The 20551-nt window shown below is 62.4% G+C and carries 19 protein-coding genes; 10 read left to right on the top strand and 9 right to left on the bottom strand.

Features of this window, described 5'->3' with window-relative positions:
• Window positions 1–100: 100 nt before the first annotated feature.
• Window positions 101–472, top strand: coding sequence for a hypothetical protein (locus IPK20_02890; protein ID MBK8015754.1), 372 nt, complete (start codon window positions 101–103; stop codon window positions 470–472).
• 127 nt (window positions 473–599) lie between these two features.
• Here IPK20_02890 and IPK20_02885 read toward each other — a convergent pair whose 3' ends face one another.
• Window positions 600–1175, bottom strand: coding sequence for a hypothetical protein (locus IPK20_02885; protein ID MBK8015753.1), 576 nt, complete (start codon window positions 1173–1175; stop codon window positions 600–602).
• Window positions 1176–1259: 84 nt separating this feature from the next.
• On the opposite strand from IPK20_02885, the gene IPK20_02880 reads away from it, so the two are divergent.
• From IPK20_02880 to IPK20_02870, 3 genes are all read left to right on the top strand, one after another.
• Entirely contained in the window at window positions 1260–1568 is a 309-nt protein-coding gene (locus tag IPK20_02880) for a hypothetical protein (protein ID MBK8015752.1), read from the top strand.
• Between the two features lie 1201 nt (window positions 1569–2769).
• Complete coding sequence (locus IPK20_02875; protein MBK8015751.1) at window positions 2770–3501, top strand: hypothetical protein; 732 nt, start codon at window positions 2770–2772, stop codon at window positions 3499–3501.
• Window positions 3498–4217, top strand: a complete 720-nt coding sequence (locus tag IPK20_02870) for an FkbM family methyltransferase (GenBank protein ID MBK8015750.1) — start codon at window positions 3498–3500, stop codon at window positions 4215–4217. Before IPK20_02875 ends, IPK20_02870 begins: the two co-directional genes overlap by 4 nt.
• 25 nt (window positions 4218–4242) lie before the next feature.
• On the opposite strand, the gene IPK20_02865 is transcribed toward IPK20_02870, so the two are convergent.
• The 8 genes from IPK20_02865 to IPK20_02830 all read right to left on the bottom strand — a co-directional run bounded on the left by IPK20_02865 (window position 4243) and on the right by IPK20_02830 (window position 12679).
• Window positions 4243–5064, bottom strand: coding sequence for a class I SAM-dependent methyltransferase (locus IPK20_02865; GenBank protein ID MBK8015749.1), 822 nt, complete (start codon window positions 5062–5064; stop codon window positions 4243–4245).
• A gap of 139 nt (window positions 5065–5203) precedes the next feature.
• Window positions 5204–5866: a hypothetical protein gene (locus tag IPK20_02860; GenBank protein MBK8015748.1), complete on the bottom strand. Its 663-nt coding sequence runs from the start codon at window positions 5864–5866 to the stop codon at window positions 5204–5206.
• A 45-nt stretch (window positions 5867–5911) separates the two neighbouring features.
• Window positions 5912–8053, bottom strand: coding sequence for a glycosyltransferase (locus tag IPK20_02855; protein ID MBK8015747.1), 2142 nt, complete (start codon window positions 8051–8053; stop codon window positions 5912–5914).
• A gap of 69 nt (window positions 8054–8122) precedes the next feature.
• A complete protein-coding gene (locus IPK20_02850; protein MBK8015746.1) occupies window positions 8123–8488 on the bottom strand; it encodes a hypothetical protein in 366 nt (121 codons plus the stop codon).
• Window positions 8489–8499: 11 nt separating this feature from the next.
• On the bottom strand, window positions 8500–9567 hold the full coding sequence (locus IPK20_02845; GenBank protein ID MBK8015745.1) for a hypothetical protein: 1068 nt from the start codon (window positions 9565–9567) through the stop codon (window positions 8500–8502).
• Window positions 9568–9843: 276 nt separating this feature from the next.
• Complete coding sequence (locus IPK20_02840; GenBank protein MBK8015744.1) at window positions 9844–10782, bottom strand: NAD-dependent epimerase/dehydratase; 939 nt, start codon at window positions 10780–10782, stop codon at window positions 9844–9846.
• Between the two features lie 33 nt (window positions 10783–10815).
• Complete coding sequence (locus IPK20_02835; protein MBK8015743.1) at window positions 10816–11520, bottom strand: NTP transferase domain-containing protein; 705 nt, start codon at window positions 11518–11520, stop codon at window positions 10816–10818.
• 4 nt (window positions 11521–11524) lie between these two features.
• Window positions 11525–12679, bottom strand: a complete 1155-nt coding sequence (locus tag IPK20_02830; protein MBK8015742.1) for a DegT/DnrJ/EryC1/StrS aminotransferase family protein — start codon at window positions 12677–12679, stop codon at window positions 11525–11527.
• Between the two features lie 748 nt (window positions 12680–13427).
• Between IPK20_02830 and IPK20_02825 the strand changes: the two genes are divergently transcribed.
• The 6 genes from IPK20_02825 to IPK20_02800 all read left to right on the top strand — a co-directional run bounded on the left by IPK20_02825 (window position 13428) and on the right by IPK20_02800 (window position 20541).
• Window positions 13428–13784, top strand: coding sequence for a hypothetical protein (locus IPK20_02825; protein MBK8015741.1), 357 nt, complete (start codon window positions 13428–13430; stop codon window positions 13782–13784).
• Entirely contained in the window at window positions 13774–14361 is a 588-nt protein-coding gene (locus tag IPK20_02820; protein ID MBK8015740.1) for an NUDIX domain-containing protein, read from the top strand. The genes IPK20_02825 and IPK20_02820 overlap by 11 nt, the downstream gene beginning before the upstream one ends.
• An 87-nt stretch (window positions 14362–14448) precedes the next feature.
• Window positions 14449–17229, top strand: a complete 2781-nt coding sequence (locus IPK20_02815) for a polysaccharide biosynthesis C-terminal domain-containing protein (protein ID MBK8015739.1) — start codon at window positions 14449–14451, stop codon at window positions 17227–17229.
• Window positions 17226–17780, top strand: coding sequence for a D-glycero-beta-D-manno-heptose 1,7-bisphosphate 7-phosphatase (gmhB, locus tag IPK20_02810; GenBank protein MBK8015738.1), 555 nt, complete (start codon window positions 17226–17228; stop codon window positions 17778–17780). The genes IPK20_02815 and gmhB overlap by 4 nt, the downstream gene beginning before the upstream one ends.
• Window positions 17781–18233: 453 nt before the next feature.
• A complete protein-coding gene (locus IPK20_02805; GenBank protein ID MBK8015737.1) occupies window positions 18234–19667 on the top strand; it encodes a hypothetical protein in 1434 nt (477 codons plus the stop codon).
• A gap of 88 nt (window positions 19668–19755) precedes the next feature.
• Window positions 19756–20541: a DUF268 domain-containing protein gene (locus tag IPK20_02800; GenBank protein ID MBK8015736.1), complete on the top strand. Its 786-nt coding sequence runs from the start codon at window positions 19756–19758 to the stop codon at window positions 20539–20541.
• Window positions 20542–20551: the final 10 nt, after the last annotated feature.

Below are 20551 nucleotides of genomic sequence, written 5' to 3'. Positions count from 1 at the left end.
GAGCGACGACCCCGTCTTGTCGCCTTGACGTCCGGGCTGCCGCGCTTCGACTACTCGCCCGACGGGCGTGGATCCGACAACCTTATCTTCGGGAGTGGTGATGATGCGGGAATGGATCGTCGTGCCGGCAATGATCATGGCGCTTGGCGGTTGCGGCAAGAGCGAGGAACCGGCAAAGCCCGCGGAGACTGCGCCGTCCCAGGTCGCCGCCGCGCCAAAGTACGACATTCCGTCGGATGCCGGCGAAATGAAGCCTGGTGTTATCAGTGGCGATTGGAACGTGGGGGCCGAAGTGGCCAAAGTGTTGGTGGAAGGCGATGCGCTCGTCTGCGTCAACGAAAAAGGCCTGCGGAGCAAGTGTGCGATCGAAGAAGACAAGGTCCTGGTGGCCGCGGATTGGCGGGTCCACGCGTTTCTTCTCGGCGGTGGCAAGGTTCTGAAGTGGAGCGACGGCAGCGCCTGGGGTCGATGACACGTGCGGCGGCGGAAACGGCGGGCCATCTCCGCATGAATGCGTACCGTTGGCGGACTAGCGCCCGGCTCCACTCCGGAGCACTGCGACCTGTGGTGTGGTGGTCGAGGCCTCGAAGGCTGCCTGGTCACGATGCCTCCCCCGTGGGACCGTCGCCGACGAATCTCAGTAGTTTCATGCTCCATTGGGCGTTTTCCTCGAACAGCTCTTGCACCATGGCTCGATATGCCGCAATCAGTCCAGGCTCGTGCTGGCGGCCCCGACGCACGGTCATCGCAGCTTGCGCCGCATCAAGCCAGGCACGGTTCGGTTCCAGCCCCAGAAATGACGCCATGCCGGACAGCGAGAGGCGCGAGATTTCGAATTCGAAGAAGGAGTGAAACCGGTCCGGGTGCTTTTGTTGAAGTTCGCCGAACCAGGCCAGCTCGCGCAGGACAGCACGAAGCACGTCGGTCGTGGAGGCGCGTTTCGGCAGATCCGGGAACAATGCCGCGTGTCCGGTTGCCATGTTCGACGCAGCGCAGTCCAGCGGGTTACGCACGGGCATCATGAACCTGAGACGCGGTTCGGCGTGCAGCAGGGCGCCGACATCGATGCCGTGTTGCCTGATGTGGAGAGAGGTGCGCAGGGATTCTTTCCAGAACAGGCAGTCGATGCGTTTCTTGAGCGGCCGTCCATCGACACTCGTGTAGAGGGCGCGCATCGGGTGGATATCATCGAAGGCGTGGGAGAGCAGGATGGAACCTCCCGCGTCTCCGCGTTCTCCGCCTAACGACATCTCCACGGCGTGGGTCAAGAAACGATCGACGGTGTCCTTGGAGTTGTGCAGGAGAAAATCGTATCGCGCATCTCCGAGGATCCTGCCTCCCGCGTGATTGAGCACCTGGCACCCCGGATGGAGGAAAAGCGTGGCGGCGGTGAGCGTGGTGAGATTGCGATAGGGGCCCAGTGCGAGGCAGACGGTGTGACAATTGCGGATGTCGATCATGTGGAGTTCGCGTGCGATGAGCGCGGCGGTGACACGCTGGAGGGACGTTCAGGATTCCGGATCTGTAAAATTCGGCACCGGAATAGGGAACTTGAACAGGAAGGGTAACACTCCAGCCAATCCCGCTGCTGCGATGAAGCTCTCACGTTGTGCAATCCTCTCCTGCCGGGTGTGCAGAGGGCGTTGGATGTTTCCGCGCATGCCCAGGTATATGTACCGCGGTTGCCGATGAACAACGTGTACTCCTCTGCCCGGCAAGTCCCGCAGTTCGCCGGTCTCCTTATCGTCTGGAGCGTGCTGGCCGGACTCATACTTCCGTGGCATGCGGTAAATTCGCAAGTCCCGATATGGGATGGCGCGAACTTCGTCGAGAACGCGCTCAAGATTGTCGAGCGCTTCGACGTCGGATTCTGGGAAGGCCTCAAGGGCTTGTACCAGGTCAGAGGGTGGCGTCCGATCTCGTTTCCGGCATTCTGCGTACCCTTCTTCGTTATCGCCGGCGGCAAGATCATTCCCGCAGTCGCCTTGTCACTCACGGTGGCCGCGCTGCTCACGGCCACGTATGCGTTTCGTCTGCTCTGCGTCTTCGTTCGTGTACCCTGGGCGATCGTGGGCAGTCTCGTCGTCTGCACCATGCCATGGTTCGGGAAGTACACGACGAGTTACATGTCGGAGATGCTGTGGCTCGGTATGACCCTCGGTTGGTTGTTCCACCTGCTCGAAGCTTTCCGCACGGGAAATCGCCGTCACTTCGTTCTCGCGGGCCTCTGGCTGGGAGGAATGTCCACGGTGCGGCCCATCGAGACGGCTCTCACTTGCGCGCTGCCGATACTAGTCAGTCTGATCGCCGGGATGAGGAAGGGTCTGATAGACCGGCGCGATCTCGTTCTGGTGTGCATGTTGACCGGCGGTGCCATCCTGACGGGATGGCTGTGGGGTACGGGTGCCGGTTCGCGGACTCGCTGGTTGACGTTCACTTGCCTCTGCGTAGCGATCGGCTATTTCGCGAGGCGTATCTTCATCGTTCGTCCGCTGTTGGCCTCGGTCTTAGGAGGAGTGATCGTGGGCTTGGCCTGGTTCCTTCCGTATTTCACCGTTCTGTACGCATGGGCCTACGAGACGTCCCTGGGCGACCTGGCGCGGCTGACTGACAGGCGCCTGGCGGGTGTCGACATCGGCGCTGCCCTGCAACAGACGCTTTCCTATTACTCGCCCCCGGTGCTGGCCGCTTTGCTACCTCTGGCCGTCATGGCGTCCATCGGGGGTGGCGACGGCGGCGAAGGCGCGGGGTCCTCGGAAGCGATTCCGCGTGCTGGGGACCGGCCTTGCGATGTTTCCGGTGATGTTCGGGCTTCTGCTCTATACCGGAACGGGAGATCCGCGCCGGATCATGGCCGGAATGCTCGTAATAGTGACCGGTGCCGTGCTCGTCATACTGGCCCCGGGCGGCATGTTTCCGTGGCTTCGGCGGTGGCTGCTCGGGCTTCTTCTGGCCGTTCTCTACGTGTCCACGCTCGCGAACAATCTGGCGTTCGACTTTCCCGTCACGGCTCGCCTGTCGACGCTCACCCAGGGAATGCTGCCACCCGCGAAGGACGCCGACCGGAATGTCATCGTCGCCGAAGGCCTCGTTCGTCTGCTGCAGCACGGATACGTGGCAATTCATACGCACTGCTACCGGGCGCCTCAGGCACACTGTACGGAACGAGGGGTTCCCTGGTTCGATCCGCACGCCGTCAACACGCTCCTGCAGGAACGGCGAAGCAAGGTGAGGGCACATTTCACCGGTGCGGCGATCGATTTCTCGAAGCCCGACAACATACAGGGCTGGCTGATCGCCGAGGGGTTCGACCATGTCCTGGTAGATGAACTGCCATTGCAGCCAGGCCTCAACACGATCGACCCGTACGTGACGAACACGGAGGGTTTCGTTCGCCTGCTGGCCCAGCTCCCCCCCGTTCTCAAGGAAGCTGGAAGCATAGAATTCCAGGGCCGAAGACTGCATCTGCTGGCCTTGACCAGAAATCAGGACGGAAGATGAACGATCAACTCATCATTGACCTCGGCATGAACACCGCCCAGGACACCAGGTTCTACCTTCGCAAGGGTTTTCGCGTGGTTGGCGTTGAGGCTAATCCGATGCTTGCGGAAGAAGTCTCCCGGCAGTTTGTCTCCGAGATCACGGCCGGGCGTCTGGTGGTGGAAAACATCGGCGTCGGACCGCAGCGTGGCGAGTTCAACTTCTGGGTGAACCACACCCACCATGAATGGAGTTCGTTTCACGAAGACATCGGCTCACGTGGAGGCGCATTTCACGTCATAAGGGTTGCAACGGTGCCGCTGGCTGACCTGATCCAGCGCCACGGCGTACCTCACTATCTCAAGGTCGATATCGAAGGCATGGATCTCACCGTCCTGAAGGCATTGCATGATTTCAGTGAACGGCCGCGATACGTCTCCGTCGAGACGGGGCCGGGTCTGAAATGGCTCGATGAACTCGACCGTTTGGGCTACCAGCGGTTCAAGCTGATCGACCAGAGACTCGTACCCGAGCAACTGCCCCCCGATCCCGCCAGGGAGGGTGCCTACGTGCCTGCTGTTTTCGAATGGGGGTCAACGGGGCTCTTCGGAGACGAGCTTCCCGGAATGTGGTGTTCCGTCGATGAGCTTCGGTCGCAGTGGATGCAAGTGCTCGAGTCACCAGGCGAGGGAAATCCGCTCTGGTACGACATCCACGCCTGCCGAGACCAGGCATAGCCGCCCTCGAACCCGGCGATAAGGATCAGCGCGGCGACCTGAGCCGCGTGGCGAGCGGACGGCCGATCTTTCGCGCAAGCGTCAGCAGCCATGGGCGGCGCTTTGCCCACTGCTGAATCGACGTCATGATCTGCCAGCTCGTGCTCCTTTCGATTTCTTCCAGACGGCTGCGCAGCGCGTGCACTTCAGCATTCGTTGCGAGGCGGTCGAGCATCTCGCCAGGGGATGACGCGCCTAGCCGCGCAGCGTGGAGCGTCTCCACAAAGCCTTCCGGATGAACAACGTCCAGGGCCATGAATTGTGCCGTGTCGCCTGTTATCGACGCCCGGTCCATGAGCGCGCGAGCCACCTCTCCACGAGCGAACAGGACCATGCCTTGGCGATAGCGCCAATCGATCCGATCGTCGTACCAGGACTCCGCGCGCAGAAGGTCATGGCACGTGTATCCGACCCGACGGAATCGTGCCGCCCAGTAGCCGAGCCACTGTTCATTGGAACCTGGAATGCCGCCCTGACCCGGGATTCCCGCGCTGAACAGAACCACGTCGCTCAATCCGGTCAGATTCGATATCAGGGTGTCGGCACGCTCATGCGCCACGTACTGTGCGACTTCCAGACAAAGCGCGAGATCGAATCGCTCCTCCAACTCGAGCGACGAGGAGACATCCCGGGTCAGGCATTCGGACGAATCGACATGCATCAGGTCGTCATCGGGAAAGCACAGATCCAGACCCAGGACGCGATCGACTCCGCACAAACGGAACTCGTTCAACCAGCATCCGGTGCCGCAGCCGACATCGACAACGGACCTCAGACCCGGCAGCAACGTGGCCAAGCGTCGTGCCACCACGGATGCGGATCGTGCCGAGACTGCGATTCGCGAGGCATGATAGCCGCGGTCGAACGGGGAATCGAGATCCTGCGTCAACGAGCGCTGCACGAATCTACTCTGGACCACGTCGGTCCGAATCTGCAAAGACTCGCACTCACGGGGCAAAGGGATTTTCGGACTGACCGTATTGAGCGGACTTGCGCACGATATAGGGCATCGTGATCCACTCGCCCAGCTCCCGCTGATCGCCGGAACGGCGGAAGATCAGCGACTTTCCCATGTCCAGCACCAATTCGAAACCCGGCTGTTCGAGCAGCATTCGGCCCAGTTCCTTGACCGAATGTAACTGCATGTCGTCGATCATCAGGAATCCGCCCGGCCGAAGCAGGTAGTTGCAGTAGAAGAAATCCAGAAAGACAAGAGGCCAGTTGTGACTTCCATCGATCAGCGCGAACTCGAACAAGTCGGTCGCAAGCCTCAATTCGGCGAGCTTCGGCAGAATCCACTGAGAACAGTCGACGTAAGCGGACAGAGGGGTTTCATCGATGCCGTTCTCCGCACAGAACGCGCGAATGCGTTCAAAAAGCGCCGGTTCCGGCGCGATGGATACGACCTCGGTCGGCTGCAGGAAAAGAAAGGTGAGAGTCGAATTGCCTGCACCTGTTTCCAGGATCCGGGGCCGTGGCCCGACATGGCTGCGAATGAACTCGTGGAGAGCTTTCAGTTCCTGACCGGAGAATCCCCCGGTGTTCCATGTCAGCCCGCCATCCCACGAATGAAGGCTAGGTGGAGAGGACACATACTGGTCGAAGTTCATTCGGGCGCTGTCCCTGATTGGCCTGTCGGTGGCGATGGATTCACATCACCCGTGCATTGTGAGCGCGACTTCACGGTTCCGACCCGGCTGTCGACAAATAGGACTTCGAAGAATTTCCGAGAGCCGGGCTATCACCTCGCTTCTCTCAATGGACCGGCGAAAGTCTGCACTCCGGTAGCGCCCGATGTCCCCCTCGCGAAACGCATCCACGAGCTGGACCATCGCGGCAGCGACTTCGTTCGGGTCTTCGTTTTCTATCAGCACACCCAAATTGTATTTGGCGGCAAGTCTCCCGACAATGCTGTTTCTGGTCGCAATGACCGGTCGGTTTCCCCATGCGTAGTTCGGCAGGACCCCGCTCATGCAATTGCGCTGGTCTTCCTGATACAGCAGCATGCCCACGTCCGTCGCGTTCATGAACTCGCCAAGTTCACGTTCCGAAAGCACGGCGTAATTCAGTGGGTCATCGGAAGAGCGCAGCGCAACGTGAGCATCGTAACCGGCACGCTCGACCCTACCGCAGACCTCATTTCGCGTGATGTCCTTCGCCCGGCCACCGAGGAGCACGAAGATTTCGCGGCGTCGCGCAGGCGGCACGCGATCAAGGGCATCGAGCATGAGTTCGATTCCCTTGCCCTTCCTGGCTTCCCCGAGTGCAGAAAAGATCACCTGCCCTGGCCGTGCACCGATTCGGCTTTTCACGAGGGTACGATCCCGCCCTACGTAAGAAGCGTGGGTCGGGTGAAGAGGCAGGTACTCCACGTCGTCCAGACCGAACTCCGATTTCAACCGCTCGGCCATCGCCTCCGCCAGAACCATCATGCGAACACGCGAGGAAATCTGCTGGAGATTGGACGCGTGATTGCTGTCCCACGGAAAGCGGTGAAGGATTCCGAAGACCGGCACTTCTGTTTCGGTCAGGAACCGCTTGAATCGGGGCCAGCTGGGGCCGTAGACGAACGCTTCGAGACTCAGGAATGTCACTGACTCCAGAGTCCCGCCTTCCATGAGGTGAAGGAGCTCATCCAGATCCGTGTCTCGCGAATCCCACAGACTGCCTGCCAGTCGGACAAGCTGGCTGGCAGGCAAGTCGCCGTACGCGTCGTACAGAAAGGCATGCGACGAAGAAGCGTCGACGAACAGGTGTTTCGTGGCGTTCGATATCGGTGTGACGAGCCTTCCGATTCCGGATGTCTGCGTGTGCCTGGCCGGGACATGATCCTGTGCAGGTGCGCGCACGAGCGAGTGGGAGAGTCTCTCGAACACCTCGTCCGGCTCGGTGTTCGCGTTGAGAAGGAGCAGCAGCAGGTGGTAGATGAAGTCGATCTGCGCACCGAACGTGCGGGAGTCTCCGTCACAGGCAAGTCGTTCGACCGCCACTTCGATTCCCAGGGCACGAGCGGAGCGCATCAGTTCGTCGCGAGATTGCTCGGCCCACCAAAGTGGGGAGTCGTGAATGAGCGTGGAGACCGCCTGCCACGCCATGCGAGACCGGAAGTAGTTGCGGCGGATGCGATTCTCGTGCACAAGGTGAGTGACGCGCGCATCGGCTGCATAGTACGAGGCCTTTCCGTTTCGCTTGATTTCCAGCTGCGTCCGAATCTCCTCGTCGCTTAGCAGGGTGCGATTTCCCGTGCGCCCAAGGCTCACGTCGAACCCACCGGCGCCGCGCAACGCCTGGACATCGAATGCCATGTTGGTCCCGTACGCGAATTCGAACTCGCTCAAAGGACGGCTTTCCGGCCCGTAGTCGAGCACGGTCAAGCATGCGATGTACTTGTCAGGTACCCACGAGGGGCGCGGCCGGGGCCACTCGGGCTCGATGGGTCCCGCCACAACCGCGGCGCCGGAGGTCCGAAATGCAGCGACCAGCGCTTCGAGCCACTTCGGATCTGGAATTGCGTCATCGTCCATGAACGCGATGAACGGAGTGCGGCATAGATTCATGGCGACATTGCGCGCACGCGAAAGCCCGGGCGGCTCCGACGTCGCCACCTCGATACCCATCTCCCCGGCCATGCTGGCGGCAAACGCGCGTCTTTGCTCCGCATCGTCGGTGTTGTCGACAACGAGCACGCGAAACAGGCGGCGATCCAGCGTCTGTCGGGAAAAGGAACCGAGCGCCCGGTTCAGCAACTCGTATCGGCGATAGGTGCAGATCGCCACAGTGATGATTTCTTCGATCATGCTTGCCCCTCTTCGACTTCTTCGGCAGGATTTTCGCTCACGGTGGCTCTCAGCGCGGCGATATCCGTGTCAAATGACTAGAAGGCCTATGGTGTCACGCGCTCCTGCCATGAGGTAGTGATACCGGGAGAACAGCGTGCCGGTGACTACAAAGAGTGCGTCAGCCTGGGCCGCAGGCATGAGAACAAGAGGAACATCTTCCGTCCGTCGTACCACTCGAACGTGAGACCTGCGAATGATCCCCATGGCGCCGAGCAAGCGTAGAAAGGCAGCCTCCCGCCAACTGTCCACCAGCACCACCACCACTTGCGACGGCTCGAGATGCCGCTTCAGAATGGCGAGATTCACCAGCAGCGCCTTGAATGTTGAGTGACGCAGATGTGTTTCGAGCACGAACTGGCGCCAGCGGGAGGTGATGCGTCGAGCGACACTCAAGGTGGAGTCTCCTAGTGGGCAATTCGACGTGCCAGTCGACGGCGCAAGAACAGGTAACCGAGTCCGGCTGCGCGGGAAAGGTACGTTGCGGCGCCGATTACCGGCATGAGCAGGACAAGTGAAAAGGGAACTTGCTGCCTCAACAGTCGCCGCATCTCCTCCTCTGATGTGCACCTCAGTTCCGCCGTTAGCCGGTGGTCTCGCAGGCGAAGATCGTCGAGAACGCGCGGGTATGCGACGAGTTCACCATCAATCGACTCCATCACGTATCCGTGCCACAGCTCGCGACGAGGTAGATCTGGCACCCAGCGGTCGTTGCGCTGCAACGTACTTCTGCGCCACTCGTCCCGGTACTCGAAGCGGATACGAAACCCGTCCTGGGCATTAGCCCCTGGGACAGCTTGTCGAAGGGCTCGAATCGAGTCGTTTTCGACCAGGGGGAACACTCTTCCTCTGGCCAGTGCATCGAGCGCAGTCGTGGACACTTGGCGGCCGTCATGAGGACCCAGATAGTTGTCAGTGCCTGCCTGACCCGGATGCCAGCTGTGATAGAGGAATTCCTCGCGATGCCAGACCTCCCGCAAACCCTTGTTGACGAGTCGAAAAGTCATGTCGTAGGGCCCACAGACATGTCCGAGGTAGTCTCGATGCTCGTCAGATCCGCCGATGGCGATCAGATCTTTCCTCCGGGCACACATGCAGGCACCGTAGTTGCGCTCGTGTATAGGGTCACGCTCGTCGGACAGTCCGCTTGTAATGCCGCCCGCGTTGTTGATACATCCGCGTCCTGTCACTTCCTCGAATGTGGGATAGGCGAAGGGATAGAGATCCTTGCGAATGTTGCGGAACTGGTCGAGGTGCAGGACCATGTCCGGCGCGAGAGCGAACGCATCGATGATCGCCCGGATGAATCCCGGGCGAACCATCGCATCGGAGTCACAGATCACGCAGATATCGCCGTTGGCGACGAAGATCCCCGCGTTGTACATCAGATGCTTGTGGTAGTAGCAGTCTTCCGGCATCCCCAGAAGCAGCCAGGTGTCCACCTGATCCTCGACGCTGCGGACCGCATTCGACACACGCGGTAGTACTCCACCACGATCACTTCGAACCACTCTCGCGGAACGTCCTGGAGGCTGAGATAGTGCAGCAGGTGGAAACTCTCGCGCACGCTCCAGTCGAGCAGGATAAGGCTTACACGAGGGTTCCGACGCTCGCTCCGTTTGATGAAACTGGGCGCACCGGCATAGCTCGCCGTCGACGGCCGGGAAGTACTGCAGCCGCGGGCAGGCAGCGTTGATTCGTCTCGGTGCCTGGGGCGACCAGCCAGTGTGGCGGGGTTTGAGCCCACCGCCTCAGACGTTTCCGTAGATGGAGTTCTTGATCATCGTGAAGCCTTTGATCAGTTCGGCGATCCCCGCATCCAGAGACATGGACGGTTGGAAACCGGTTGCCTCAAGCTTTGCATTGGACACGATGTAATTGCGTTGGTCCGGATCCTTTCCGACCGGAGCATCGATGAACACAAACTGGGGGAGCTGCTTCTGAATGTGTTCGCAAAGTTCTTTCTTAGAGACGTTGGCGTCGGACAGTCCCACGTTGTAGATCTGCCCGCGCATGCTGCCGAAGTTGGCGAGACCATGCTGGAAGACTCGAGATACGTCGCGAACATGGATGTAGTTCCGCTTGAACGAGCTTTCGAACAGGACGACGAAACGGTCATGGACGGCACGGTAGGTGAAGTCGTTGACCAGCAGGTCGATCCGCATCCGGGGCGACATCCCGAACACCGTGGCGAGCCGGAAGGAGATGGCGTTCTCGCGCTGCATCAGCTCCTGTTCCACGGCAACCTTCTCCTTGGCATAGAGCGAGATCGGCCGCAGCGGCGATTCCTCGGTACAGAAATTGTTCTCGTCACCCGTCCCGTACGCGCTGTTGGTGGTCGGCATCAGCACGCGCTGTTCCTTCGACAGCAGCCGCAGCATGAGGGAAATCGCGTCGTGATTCGTCGTTGTCGCACCCACGGGGTCGAGCGTGCATAGAGGGAGCCCCACGAGAGCGGCCAGCGGTATGACGACATCGGCCTTGGCGAGCAATGGCGCCATCGTGCTCTCGATGCGGATGTCGCCTTTCACGACGTTGAAGCTGGCCTGATGACACACGTGGTTCAAGCTGGACTGCTTGAACATGAAGTTGTCGATCACGGTCACCCGGTGGCCTGCGGCGAGAAGGTCGGGGACCAGCGTCGATCCGAGGTAGCCCGCACCGCCGGTCACGAGGATGTTGTAGGTCATTTCAGCTCCCTGCTGTTTCGTCGAAGTGTGGAATCAGTTCTGCAGCACCGCCGGAGCACGGTGGTAGTCCGCGGGCACGCCGATGTCGATGAAGGTTGCCTGAAACTCCAGGCCGAAGAAGCGCTGATCTGCAGCGAGTGCCGTGGCGAACACCTCTTCCTCGAGTGAGAGCTTGTCACCAGCTCGCAGATCCAGCGCTGCCAAGGATCGCGGGTGCACTAGATAGACGCCACCGTTGGCGAGCCGTCCGATGTCCTCGGTGTTGGATCGAAGCGAGGTGATCCTGCCGTCGGCCTGAACCTGCATGCCCATGTAGCGGCCCGCCTCGCCGGCCCGGAACAGTGAAAAAGTCCAGTCGGGGTCCTCGCCTTGTGCGAATGCCGCAAGTTCCCGCAGATTCACGGCGAAGTAAGTGTCCCCGTTTAACAACAGGAAGGGGGCGTTCGAGTGCAGTTCCCGCGCGGCAAGAACAAGGCCGCCTCCTGTGCCCAGGGGGGTTTCCTCGATCGAGTAGCGAACTGGAACACCGCGATACCGTTCGCCGAAGTGGGCGCGAATCACCTCGTGCATGTATCCCACGGAGAGCACGAACGATCCGACTCCCTGGCCGATCCAGTAGTCGAGAAGGTATTCGAGGAAAGGCCGCCCCTCGATGGGCGCCATGGGTTTTGGCACGTCCGGCACGGTGCTTCTCAACCGGGTGCCGAGCCCTCCAGCAAGGACGATGGCTGCTGTCATTCCTTCACACGGCGTTGAGGATGGCGCAGAGCTCGTCGATTTCGCTGTCCCGCAGATCGGGAAAATTGCCGATGTAAAAGCCGTAGAAGTGGATGTGTTCGGTCTGCGGGAAGTTCAGATGATGGTTGGCCGGGACGATGCCCTTCAGGTAAGGCTGTCTCACCTGGTTGCCTCCGCCGGCGCTGCCACGGCGAAACTCGATACCTTCCGCCCGCATGCGTTCCATCAGGCGCGTGACCAAACTGTCGTCGCCGCGGCGCAGGATGAGGTTGAAGGCGTAGTTGCTGGATCCCTCGGTCTTGAAGTCCGTCCGGTACTTGTTGCTGTCGATCCGGCCCAGGAATCGAAGGAGATTGCGCGTTCGTTGCGCCACATTGGCGTCCAGCCGCTTCAGCTGGCTCCGCCCGAGGATGCCGCCGATCTCGGTGTTGCGCGTGTTGTAAGCAGGGTACGCGAAGATGAAGTCGGGATTCAGCTCCGGATGGGTGCTCTGGTACGCAGCCCGCACCGACGGGTCATCTGCCTCACGGACCATGCCGTGAGATCGCAGCATACGGATCTGCTGGTAAACCTCGGGGTCGTTGGTGCACACCATGCCGCCTTCGATGGTGCTCATGTGGTGCGCGTAGTAGTAGGAGAAGTTCGAGATCCAGCCAATGCTGCCCAGCCTGCGTCCGCCGTGAGTGGCGCCGTGCGACTCGCAGACGTCTTCGATGAGCGGGACGCCCAGCCGCTCAAGCTCTGCCACCAGTTCGTCCGTCAACCCGTCGAACCCCTGGACATGGGTGAGAAACACGGCGCGAGTACGAGGCGTCACGGCGCGGAGAACAGCCGACGAATCCATCGCCAGAGTGCGCGGATCGACATCCACGAACACGGGGGTGAAGCCATTCTGGAGGACAGAAGCCACGTCCGAGATCCAGGTGAGGGGCGGAACGATCACCTCGCCGCCTTGCGGATGCCGGATCTTCAGCACGGCCATGGTGAGCAGGTTGGCCGACGCGCCTGAGTTCACGAATACGCTGTACTTCATCCCGAGCCACTGCGACCACTCGGCTTCGAAGGCCTTCACGTTCGCTCCGTGGGTAAGCTTTGGATCATCCTGCCGGAGATGCTCGATCACGGCGTCGAGATCCTCTCGGAGGATGTTGTTGCGCATCAGCGGAAATTTCATGATCTCCCTTTGAACGGGTGTGGCGCTCTTCTTCGGGCTCGCACGCATCGAGGCCCTGGAGGAAGAAGTCAACTCCACTCACAGCCGCTATTATGGCATCGGGAAGGTCCTTCGCGACGTCGCGCGATGGGCCGCAATGCCAGACGGATGGGAGATCTGCAGGCGATGACGGCCGAGACCGAGCACGTTGCGCTGGTGGGCGGGTCGAGCCAAGTGGCACGATTCCTGGTTCCAAGGTTGGTCCGCAGCGGACGGCGGGTCGACGTCTATTCGCGATCGCCTCCGCCGTGGCAAACGAGCGTTCCGGTCGACGAAGTGAGTCTGCATGAGATCCCCGCAAAGCTTCAGGTGGCCGGTCGTCCCGCAGCGCTCATCTGGTTGCCGCCCCTGCTACTGCTTCCCCCATTGCTCGAAGCGCTCGCGGAGGCAGGCGTCAGACGAATCGTGGCCTTCGGAACGACAGCCATGTTCTACAAAGCGCTTTCGCCGAGTGTCGAAGACCGGGAATTCGCCCGGCGGACTCAGGAGGCCGAGGCGGCCCTCGAGGCGGCTGCTGTCGCGTACGGCCTGGCCTGGACGGTGCTCCGTCCCACCATGACGTACGGGTGTGCCCGCGACGACAACGTGACCAAGATCGCGAACACTGTCAGAAAGCTTCGGTGTTTCCCCCTCGTGGGGGCGAGCGTGCGGACTTCGCCAGCCGGTACATGCCGACGACCTCGCAGCGGCATGCGTGGCCGTCCTGGACAACCCGCTTACGTTCGGCAAGGCCTATGGCGCGAGTGGCGGCGAGACTCTTTCCTATCGTGAAATCGTTGTCAGGGTGTTTCACGCTCTGGATCGCGTGCCTGTCCTGGTTTCGTTGCCCGAACCGGTCCTCAGAGGAATGATCGCGCTCTTGCGACGGCTGCCGCGCTATCGCGGACTGTCCCCCGACATGGCGAAGAGGATGCAACGGGACCTGTGTTTCGATCACGTTGACGCGGCAACGGATTTCGGATATTCGCCTCGGCCTTTCCACCTCGATGCGGAGGCGCTCGGGCTCGTCGGTCCAGTGACGACATCTGCCAAGGAAGAGCATGCCCAGTGAATCCAGGTCACGAATAACCCTAAAGACCCGTCGCCTGATTGCCGAGAACCAGGTGTTCGACGTGTACTTCGATCACATCGTGGAAGACGGCGGAGCCGAAGTCCCGGCCTACCTTGTGGTGGCGCCCAAGGCGGTCTCGGAAGACCTGGTCACCGGCGCGAGCGTGTTGCCGGTCATGGAGGGACGGATCGGATTGCTTCGCCTCTACCGCCATGCGATCGGCGAGCTCACGTGGGAAGTCCCGCGAGGATTCGTGGAGGCCGGTGAATCGCCGGGAGATGCCGCGGCCCGCGAACTCGAGGAAGAGGCGGGCTTGATCGTGGACAAGGACGACCTGATCGATGCCGGACGAATGACGCCGGAGGCGGGCATTCTCGCTGCACGCGTGGCGCTGTATATCGCACAGGACTGCCGGCGGGTGAGGGAATACGCCGCCGATGAGCTCGGGCACACGGATTTCGTCTGGTTCTCGATCGACGAGGCCCTTGACATGGCGCATGGCGCGCAGATCCAGGACCCGTCGACACTGCTGCTGATTCACCGATTTGCCCTCGATCGGTCGCGCCGGGGGCGGTAGTCGCGTTTGATCCTACGGATGCACACCATCCACAAGAAGCGTTCGACACAAGAACCGCAGTTTCCCAGTCCCTTCGGCCTGTGGACAATGGCTTTCCTCTACGCCCTGGCCACCGCCCTCGCGTTCCAGAAGGTCGTGCTGCCGCACATGCCGGCCCTGCATGGCGCCCATGGCCTCCTCAAGAACGACGCGTTGTTCTTCCACGAACGAGCCGTGGAACTCGCGGCGCGGATCGGCGAGGGAGGATGGTCCGAGCTCGGCTTGCTGTCCTTCGGGGGCCTCTCCGGAAACATCAAGCTCCTGGCCGCGGTGTACGCGCTGTTCGGGATCGACCCAGCCTGGTTCCTGCCGATCACCTGCGCCCTCCATGCGCTGGCGGCGGTGCTGCTTTATCGCCTGGGCGCACTGCTCTGGCCCGGCAGGACCGGTCAGCTCGGCGGACTGATCGCGGCGATCCTTTTCACACTCTCGCCCACATCCCTTCAGTGGTACGGCCAGAACCACAAGGATTCGTTCGCGATCGCCGGCACCCTGCTCATCGTGTCCGGCTGGATCCGGTCGCTGGTTCCGGACTGGAGTAGCATCCGGCAACTCGCGCGCAGCGCCCTCATGACTCTGGCCGGCGCTCTTCTGGTCCTGTTCGTCCGGTCGTATCTCCTTCAGATCCTTCTGCTGGGCATGGTGGTGGGCACGCTCGCCGCATGGGTCGTCGGTGCGCTTCGAGCGCGGGTCGAGGAAGGCGACGCCCTGTCGATTCCGAGAGCGTTGCTTCCCGTCGTGATCGTGGCCGCGACGTTCGTCGCGTCACCGAAGCACGAGGTGGTCGAACTGGTTCTTGCGGTGGAAGACATCACTGCACCGGACAGCACACCGTGGGCGTGGCAGTCCACCGGCGGGATTCCCCGGTCCATAGATCATGCCCTGCAAAAGCTGTCCACCTCCAGAGCGCATTTCGCCTCCAGTGGCCATGCCGCGGGGTCCCTCGTCGATGGCGGCCGGCTGCCTGCCAACGCGTTCGATGCCCTGGCCTACATGCCCCGGGCGCTGGCCATCGGACTGTTCGCTCCCTTTCCCGGCTCCTGGGTGGAAAACCCCACCGCGGTCCGCTTGATCGGCGCGTTCGAAACGCTCGTGTGGTACGGCTTCTTCCCCGGCATTGCGTTGTTCGTCCTCCGCCGTCCCTCCGTGAAGCTGTTCGCCTGTCTGGGCTTTGCCGGCGTCTCGCTCACGATCATGGGCTATGCGGAGCCGGTCGTGGGGACGCTCTACCGTCTCCGGTTCGGAATCTGGACATTGCTGCTGCTCACAGGCGCAGCGGGCTGGGCTCATCTCGCCCTTCGCGTGCTGGACCGGCTGGACGGCAAGCGGGAGGGCGCATCCGGACATGGCTCGACCGGATCCCCGGGGCCGCGGAGCGTGCTGTCCCGCGTCGCCGCAGACGGGAGCGTCGTGATGCTCCTGTGGGGGCTCACGCTGATCGGGTTCCTGCTGCGCGACCTCGTGCTGATCGGTTCGGCGGGACTCGGCACCGCCACGGGCGCCTTCTTCGCGGCCGCCATGGTTCCGATGTTCTTCTTCGCGTTTCTCTCGGCGCCGATGTCCGATGCGATGACGGGTTCCTATCTCCACGCCAGTACCGAAGTACGTCGCGGAATCGTCCGTTCGATACTGGGGTGGTCGGCGCTTCTCTTCGCCTCCGTGGGCGGTTGTCTGTTCGTGCTCGCCGAACAAGTCATGGGGTGGGTCCTGTCAGGGGCCGATGCCGATACGGTTGCGGAGTCCGCCGGGATGCTGCGCTGGAATCTCCCGGTCTTCGTCTTTTCCGGCTGGACCGTGGTCGGTGCCGCCGTTCTCAATGCCGGCCGCAGATCCCGTGTGGTGGCGGTGGCCCAGTTCTGCGTACCGGTCGTCACCATTGCCACGTTCCTGGCGCTCGAGTCGCGGCTGGGCGTCAAGGCCATCATCTTCGGCATGCTGGGCGGCATGGCCGCCAACACGTTGATCGTCACCCTGGCGGCGGCGCGCAGCGGTGTGGCGTTGCTGCCGTCCCTGGCTCTGAAGGGACTGCCTGTGCGTGTGATCGGTCGGCGATACGTGGCGCTGGGATTCGCAGCGCTCTTCACGGCAGCCATCGTCCCGCTCAATTTCGGATTCGCCGGGGCACTGGGGTCGAGCGAAGTGCCCATCTGGGCCTTCGCGTCAAAGCTCGTGCAGGTGTTCACCACCACGGTGGGCTTTGCCATCGGTGCGGTCGCGCTTCCCCACCTGGCCACACTTGCGGCGTCTCACAGCCGCGCTCAACTGCGGGATGACACGTGGTTCCTGCTCGTCATCGGCACCTGGCTCTGGTCTGTGCGCCCTGCTGGTCGATTCCTGGCCGAGCCGGTGGCGCTCGCGCTGCTGGTGGGAGGCAACGTGACGGCCCCTGACGCCCTGCAACTGGCCGACGTGCTGAAGATCGGCGCACTGCAGTTGCCGTTCGTGGTGACCAGCACCATCCTGATCAAGACGGCTGCCGTCGCAGGTGCGGCGTGGCGCGCAACGCTGTCCGCGGCTGCCGGTCTGGGAGTGAACGCTGTGGCGAACCTCCTGCTTGTTCCCGACGGCGGAGTCCACGGCCTTGCCCTGGCGTCCACGGCGGGAGCTGCCATGACAGCCGTGACGCTTCTGCTCCTCGCGCGCAGGCGCGCCGATCTGGCATATCGCGAGGTAGGTCTCATGTGCGCCGCCTGGCTGGGCGTCGCCTGCCTGGGAGCGGCGGTAGGCGGCGACAACGTCGTTCTGGCTCTGGTTTCCGTCACCGCCTTGATTGTCCTCGTCCGGTTGCACTGGACCACCATCCTCGAACGCACAAGGGTTGTCTCATGACGCATGCGGCCCGAAAGGCTGTGTTTCTCGACCGCGACGGCACACTCAACGTCGAGAAGAACTACCTTTACCGATACGAGGACTGGGAGTGGATTCCGGGAGCGCAGGCCGCCATTCGCTCGCTCAACCGGCTCGATCTGGACGTCATCGTCGTCACCAATCAGGCAGGGATCGCGCGGGGGTACTACAGCGAGGCGGATGTGCATCGACTGCACGCGCAGGTCGACAGGGATCTGGCCGCCTCGGGAGCTCGCGTGTCCGCCTACTACCTCTGTCCCCACCATCCGGAGTACGGCGAGAGGGTCCATTGCCTGTGCCGCAAACCTCTCCCCGGCATGCTGGTGCAGGCCGCCCACGAACACGGGATCGACCTCACGCGATCCTGGATGGTGGGTGACCGGGAATCCGACATGGAGGCCGCCCGCCGATGTGGCGTTCGGCCCCTGCTCGTGGCGACCGGCTACGGCGAGCAGACCCGGCACCATTTCGAGCCCGACGTTCCCTATTTCCCTTCCGTCGCGGAAGCCGTGCGCTGGATTGAAACGCACTGATCCGCGCTCGGAACGGATCACTCACCGCTCAGCGCCCGCGGTTTCCGGGGCTGCGAGTGACGGTAACTCCTTCCTGAGTGCCGGGTCGCCCCGCCTGGACATCGTCGAATGGATCCGGGGCCTCTACAATCGAGAAAATGCGATGGCATTCGTCAGTTGCCCATCGCACGCCGGTCGCGGCCGACCACAGCCTGGTCGCTGCATGGACTGGTGAACGTAGTATCGAGGCAGGATCACCATGACCCAAAGCGCATCCGCGCAAATCGATCGGCGGACTTACGGAGGCGCATGCGCCTCGGTCCACGGTACTCAACAAGGACGGCAACGGCCTGAAGGGTGCCATGTCCGTCGATGCTGCGGAGCGTTGCGAGGCGCATTGGCCACGGAGAGCGGGCGGGTGGGCGGGAACCTGGATTCATTGAGGTCGTGTCGGGAAGGCCGTCGCACGGAAGCATGAAAGCTCTTGCCACTGTCGCCTCGGGGAGGGTGCTGCAACTGCTTGCGGCATACCTCACGTTGAAGCTGTCGACGAGCCTGATGACGCCGGAACAGCTTGGGCAGTTCAACCAGATGCTCGCTTTCGCAACCCTCCTGGCCACCGGCATCGTCGTTCCTCTGGTCGTGTACTTCGCCAGAGGAATCGTGGGCTGGGTGGAGTCCCGCCAGTTCCGACGCAAGCTCCGGATGGTCATGGCAGCCATTGCCGCGGCGACGTTCGTCCTCGTTCCAGCCGGCGGTGTCGTTCAGCACTCCCTGCAGCTCGTATACGGGGTGGGTTCCGGCTGGTTCCTGCTGCTGCTGACGGTGTACGTCTTCGGTTTTCCTTCCTATACATTGATGCTCAACTGCTGTTCCATTCTCGGTCAACGCGTCCGGAGCGCCGCCTACGCCAATGTGGCCGCCTGGGGTGGTCTCGCGATGGCCGTGGTCCTGTTCGGCGCCGGCGGCACGCCCTGGCACTGGGCGCTGGGTCTGTTCTGCGGTTATCTGCTTTCCGCACAGTCGTTGTGGATCATCGCTCCCGACGCAGGCTGGCGTGCGGCGGAAACGCCGGCAACGCCGCTTTCGCTGCGTCCGCGGGCGGTGTGGTCGTTCGTCTGGCCGCAGGTGGTGATCTTCTCCCTCTGGTGGACGCAGTCCCAGAGCTATCGTTTCGTGCTGGCAGATGTCAGCTCCGTGGCGGCAGTCGGTCTCTTCTTCGCCGCGTACTCTCTCGTCTCGGTTCCGTTGCAGACGTTCGAGGCGGCGTTCAACGAACTCTATTCCCCCCTGCTGTATCGCGGGTTCGATGCCGGCGGCGGCGCCGGGCCGGTCTCTCAGTGGAATCGGTACGTCGCCGCCTACATGCCTGCCGTTGCCCTCTTCGGAGGGTGTCTGGCGGGCTGTGCGCCGCACTTGTCGCGCATCGCCCTGGGCGACGCCTTTCAGCCAGCTGCAGCGTTCTTCGTGTGGCCCGCCATTGCCGAGATCGGCCGTGCGCTTTCCTCGGTCAATCACACGCTCGGCGTGGCGAAAGTCGATATGCGTCACGCGATCGTTCCTGCCGTGGTGGGCGCCATTGCCGGACCTCTGCTTGTCGCGGAATGGGGTCCGGGAGATCCCCTGGCCGGAACGGGTGCAGCCCTCTGTGCGGCAAGTTTGCTCGTGCTCGCAACGGTCTATGTGGTCACCCGCCGAACGGCCGGTGTTCGCTGGCCATGGTCACGTCTCTTGTCGGGCGTGGCGGGCGGCGGCGCCGTGTGGCTCGCAGGCCTGTGGCTGGACTCGGTCATGCCCGGGACCGCCTGGGCGGCAGCGGGCGCCTGTCTGCTTCTCGTCGGAGTCACGAGCCTGGTGCTTTACGTCATGGCACGTCCGTGGCTCCGGCAACTGCGCGCAGTCAGGTGACGGCGCACAACTCCGCCGCATTCCTTTCGCCCGGCGGTGCTCCCGACAACCGTTGGCCGTTAAACTAACGGTTTTCCGACGATATTCCATGCCGATCGGTTTGCACCCCACGCTGCGCCTGCTTCTTCGCTGGTCCGGGATCGCGGTGAATGCGCGGGGCCTCCTCTCGCTGCACCGATTGCCGCGCTTCCTGTCGCAGTGGAGGCGATATTCCGCGTCGGCAGACATGCCCGCTCCGCTGCTCGATTCCTATCCGTGCCTGTCGGATGCGACACCTCGAACGCCCTTCGATCCCCATTACTTTCACCAGGCCGCCTGGCTCGCCCGCTGTCTGGCGCAAGCGCGTCCCGCTCGCCACGTCGACATCGGCTCGGACGTCGGCATGATCGCCGTGCTGAGCGCATTCGTGCCCGTGGAGTTCGTCGACTATCGTCCCATCGAGGTCGAGTTGAGCGGCCTCACGCCGAAGGCAGGGAATCTGACGGCCTTGCAGATGCCCGAGGGCAGCATTGCCTCTCTGTCCTGTCTTCACGTCATCGAACACGTGGGTCTTGCCCGCTATGGGGACCCATTGGACCCCGCCGCACATCTGCAGGCGGCATCGGAACTTGCCCGGGTGCTCGCCCCTGGCGGGAACCTTTACGTGAGCATGCCCGTGGGACGCGAACGGACGTGTTTCAACGCGCATCGGGTGTTTTCGCGTGCGACCGTGGAACGGATGTTCGGGTCCCTGCGGCTCGAAAGCGTCTCGCTGGTGGACGATGCGGGCGGCCTGCGGGCCGCGGCGTCGCACGACGAGGTCGATGCGTGCGACTACGGCTGCGGACTGTTCCAGTTTCGCAAGGGGCCATCCGGAGACGAGGTGGGAATCTGATGCCGTCGCC

The sequence above is a fragment of the Betaproteobacteria bacterium genome (assembly GCA_016713305.1).
In the GTDB taxonomy this organism is placed as follows: domain Bacteria; phylum Pseudomonadota; class Gammaproteobacteria; order Burkholderiales.
The sequence above is the reverse complement of the archived record's forward strand: the minus strand, read 5'-3'. Positions and strand labels throughout refer to the sequence as shown.

What these genes read in the sequence shown, in the direction of transcription:
- IPK20_02860 (MBK8015748.1), bottom strand. Translation starts at nt 5,866, where the DNA reads ATGAACTTCGACCAGTATGTGTCCTCTCCACCTAGCCTTCATTCGTGG.
- IPK20_02840 (MBK8015744.1), bottom strand. Translation starts at nt 10,782, where the DNA reads ATGACCTACAACATCCTCGTGACCGGCGGTGCGGGCTACCTCGGATCG.
- IPK20_02830 (MBK8015742.1), bottom strand. Translation starts at nt 12,679, where the DNA reads ATGCGCAACAACATCCTCCGAGAGGATCTCGACGCCGTGATCGAGCAT.
- IPK20_02870 (MBK8015750.1), top strand. Translation starts at nt 3,498, where the DNA reads ATGAACGATCAACTCATCATTGACCTCGGCATGAACACCGCCCAGGAC.
- IPK20_02885 (MBK8015753.1), bottom strand. Translation starts at nt 1,175, where the DNA reads ATGCGCGCCCTCTACACGAGTGTCGATGGACGGCCGCTCAAGAAACGC.
- IPK20_02820 (MBK8015740.1), top strand. Translation starts at nt 13,774, where the DNA reads ATGCCCAGTGAATCCAGGTCACGAATAACCCTAAAGACCCGTCGCCTG.
- IPK20_02890 (MBK8015754.1), top strand. Translation starts at nt 101, where the DNA reads ATGATGCGGGAATGGATCGTCGTGCCGGCAATGATCATGGCGCTTGGC.
- IPK20_02835 (MBK8015743.1), bottom strand. Translation starts at nt 11,520, where the DNA reads ATGACAGCAGCCATCGTCCTTGCTGGAGGGCTCGGCACCCGGTTGAGA.
- gmhB (MBK8015738.1), top strand. Translation starts at nt 17,226, where the DNA reads ATGACGCATGCGGCCCGAAAGGCTGTGTTTCTCGACCGCGACGGCACA.
- IPK20_02815 (MBK8015739.1), top strand. Translation starts at nt 14,449, where the DNA reads ATGGCTTTCCTCTACGCCCTGGCCACCGCCCTCGCGTTCCAGAAGGTC.
- IPK20_02805 (MBK8015737.1), top strand. Translation starts at nt 18,234, where the DNA reads ATGAAAGCTCTTGCCACTGTCGCCTCGGGGAGGGTGCTGCAACTGCTT.
- IPK20_02800 (MBK8015736.1), top strand. Translation starts at nt 19,756, where the DNA reads ATGCCGATCGGTTTGCACCCCACGCTGCGCCTGCTTCTTCGCTGGTCC.
- IPK20_02855 (MBK8015747.1), bottom strand. Translation starts at nt 8,053, where the DNA reads ATGATCGAAGAAATCATCACTGTGGCGATCTGCACCTATCGCCGATAC.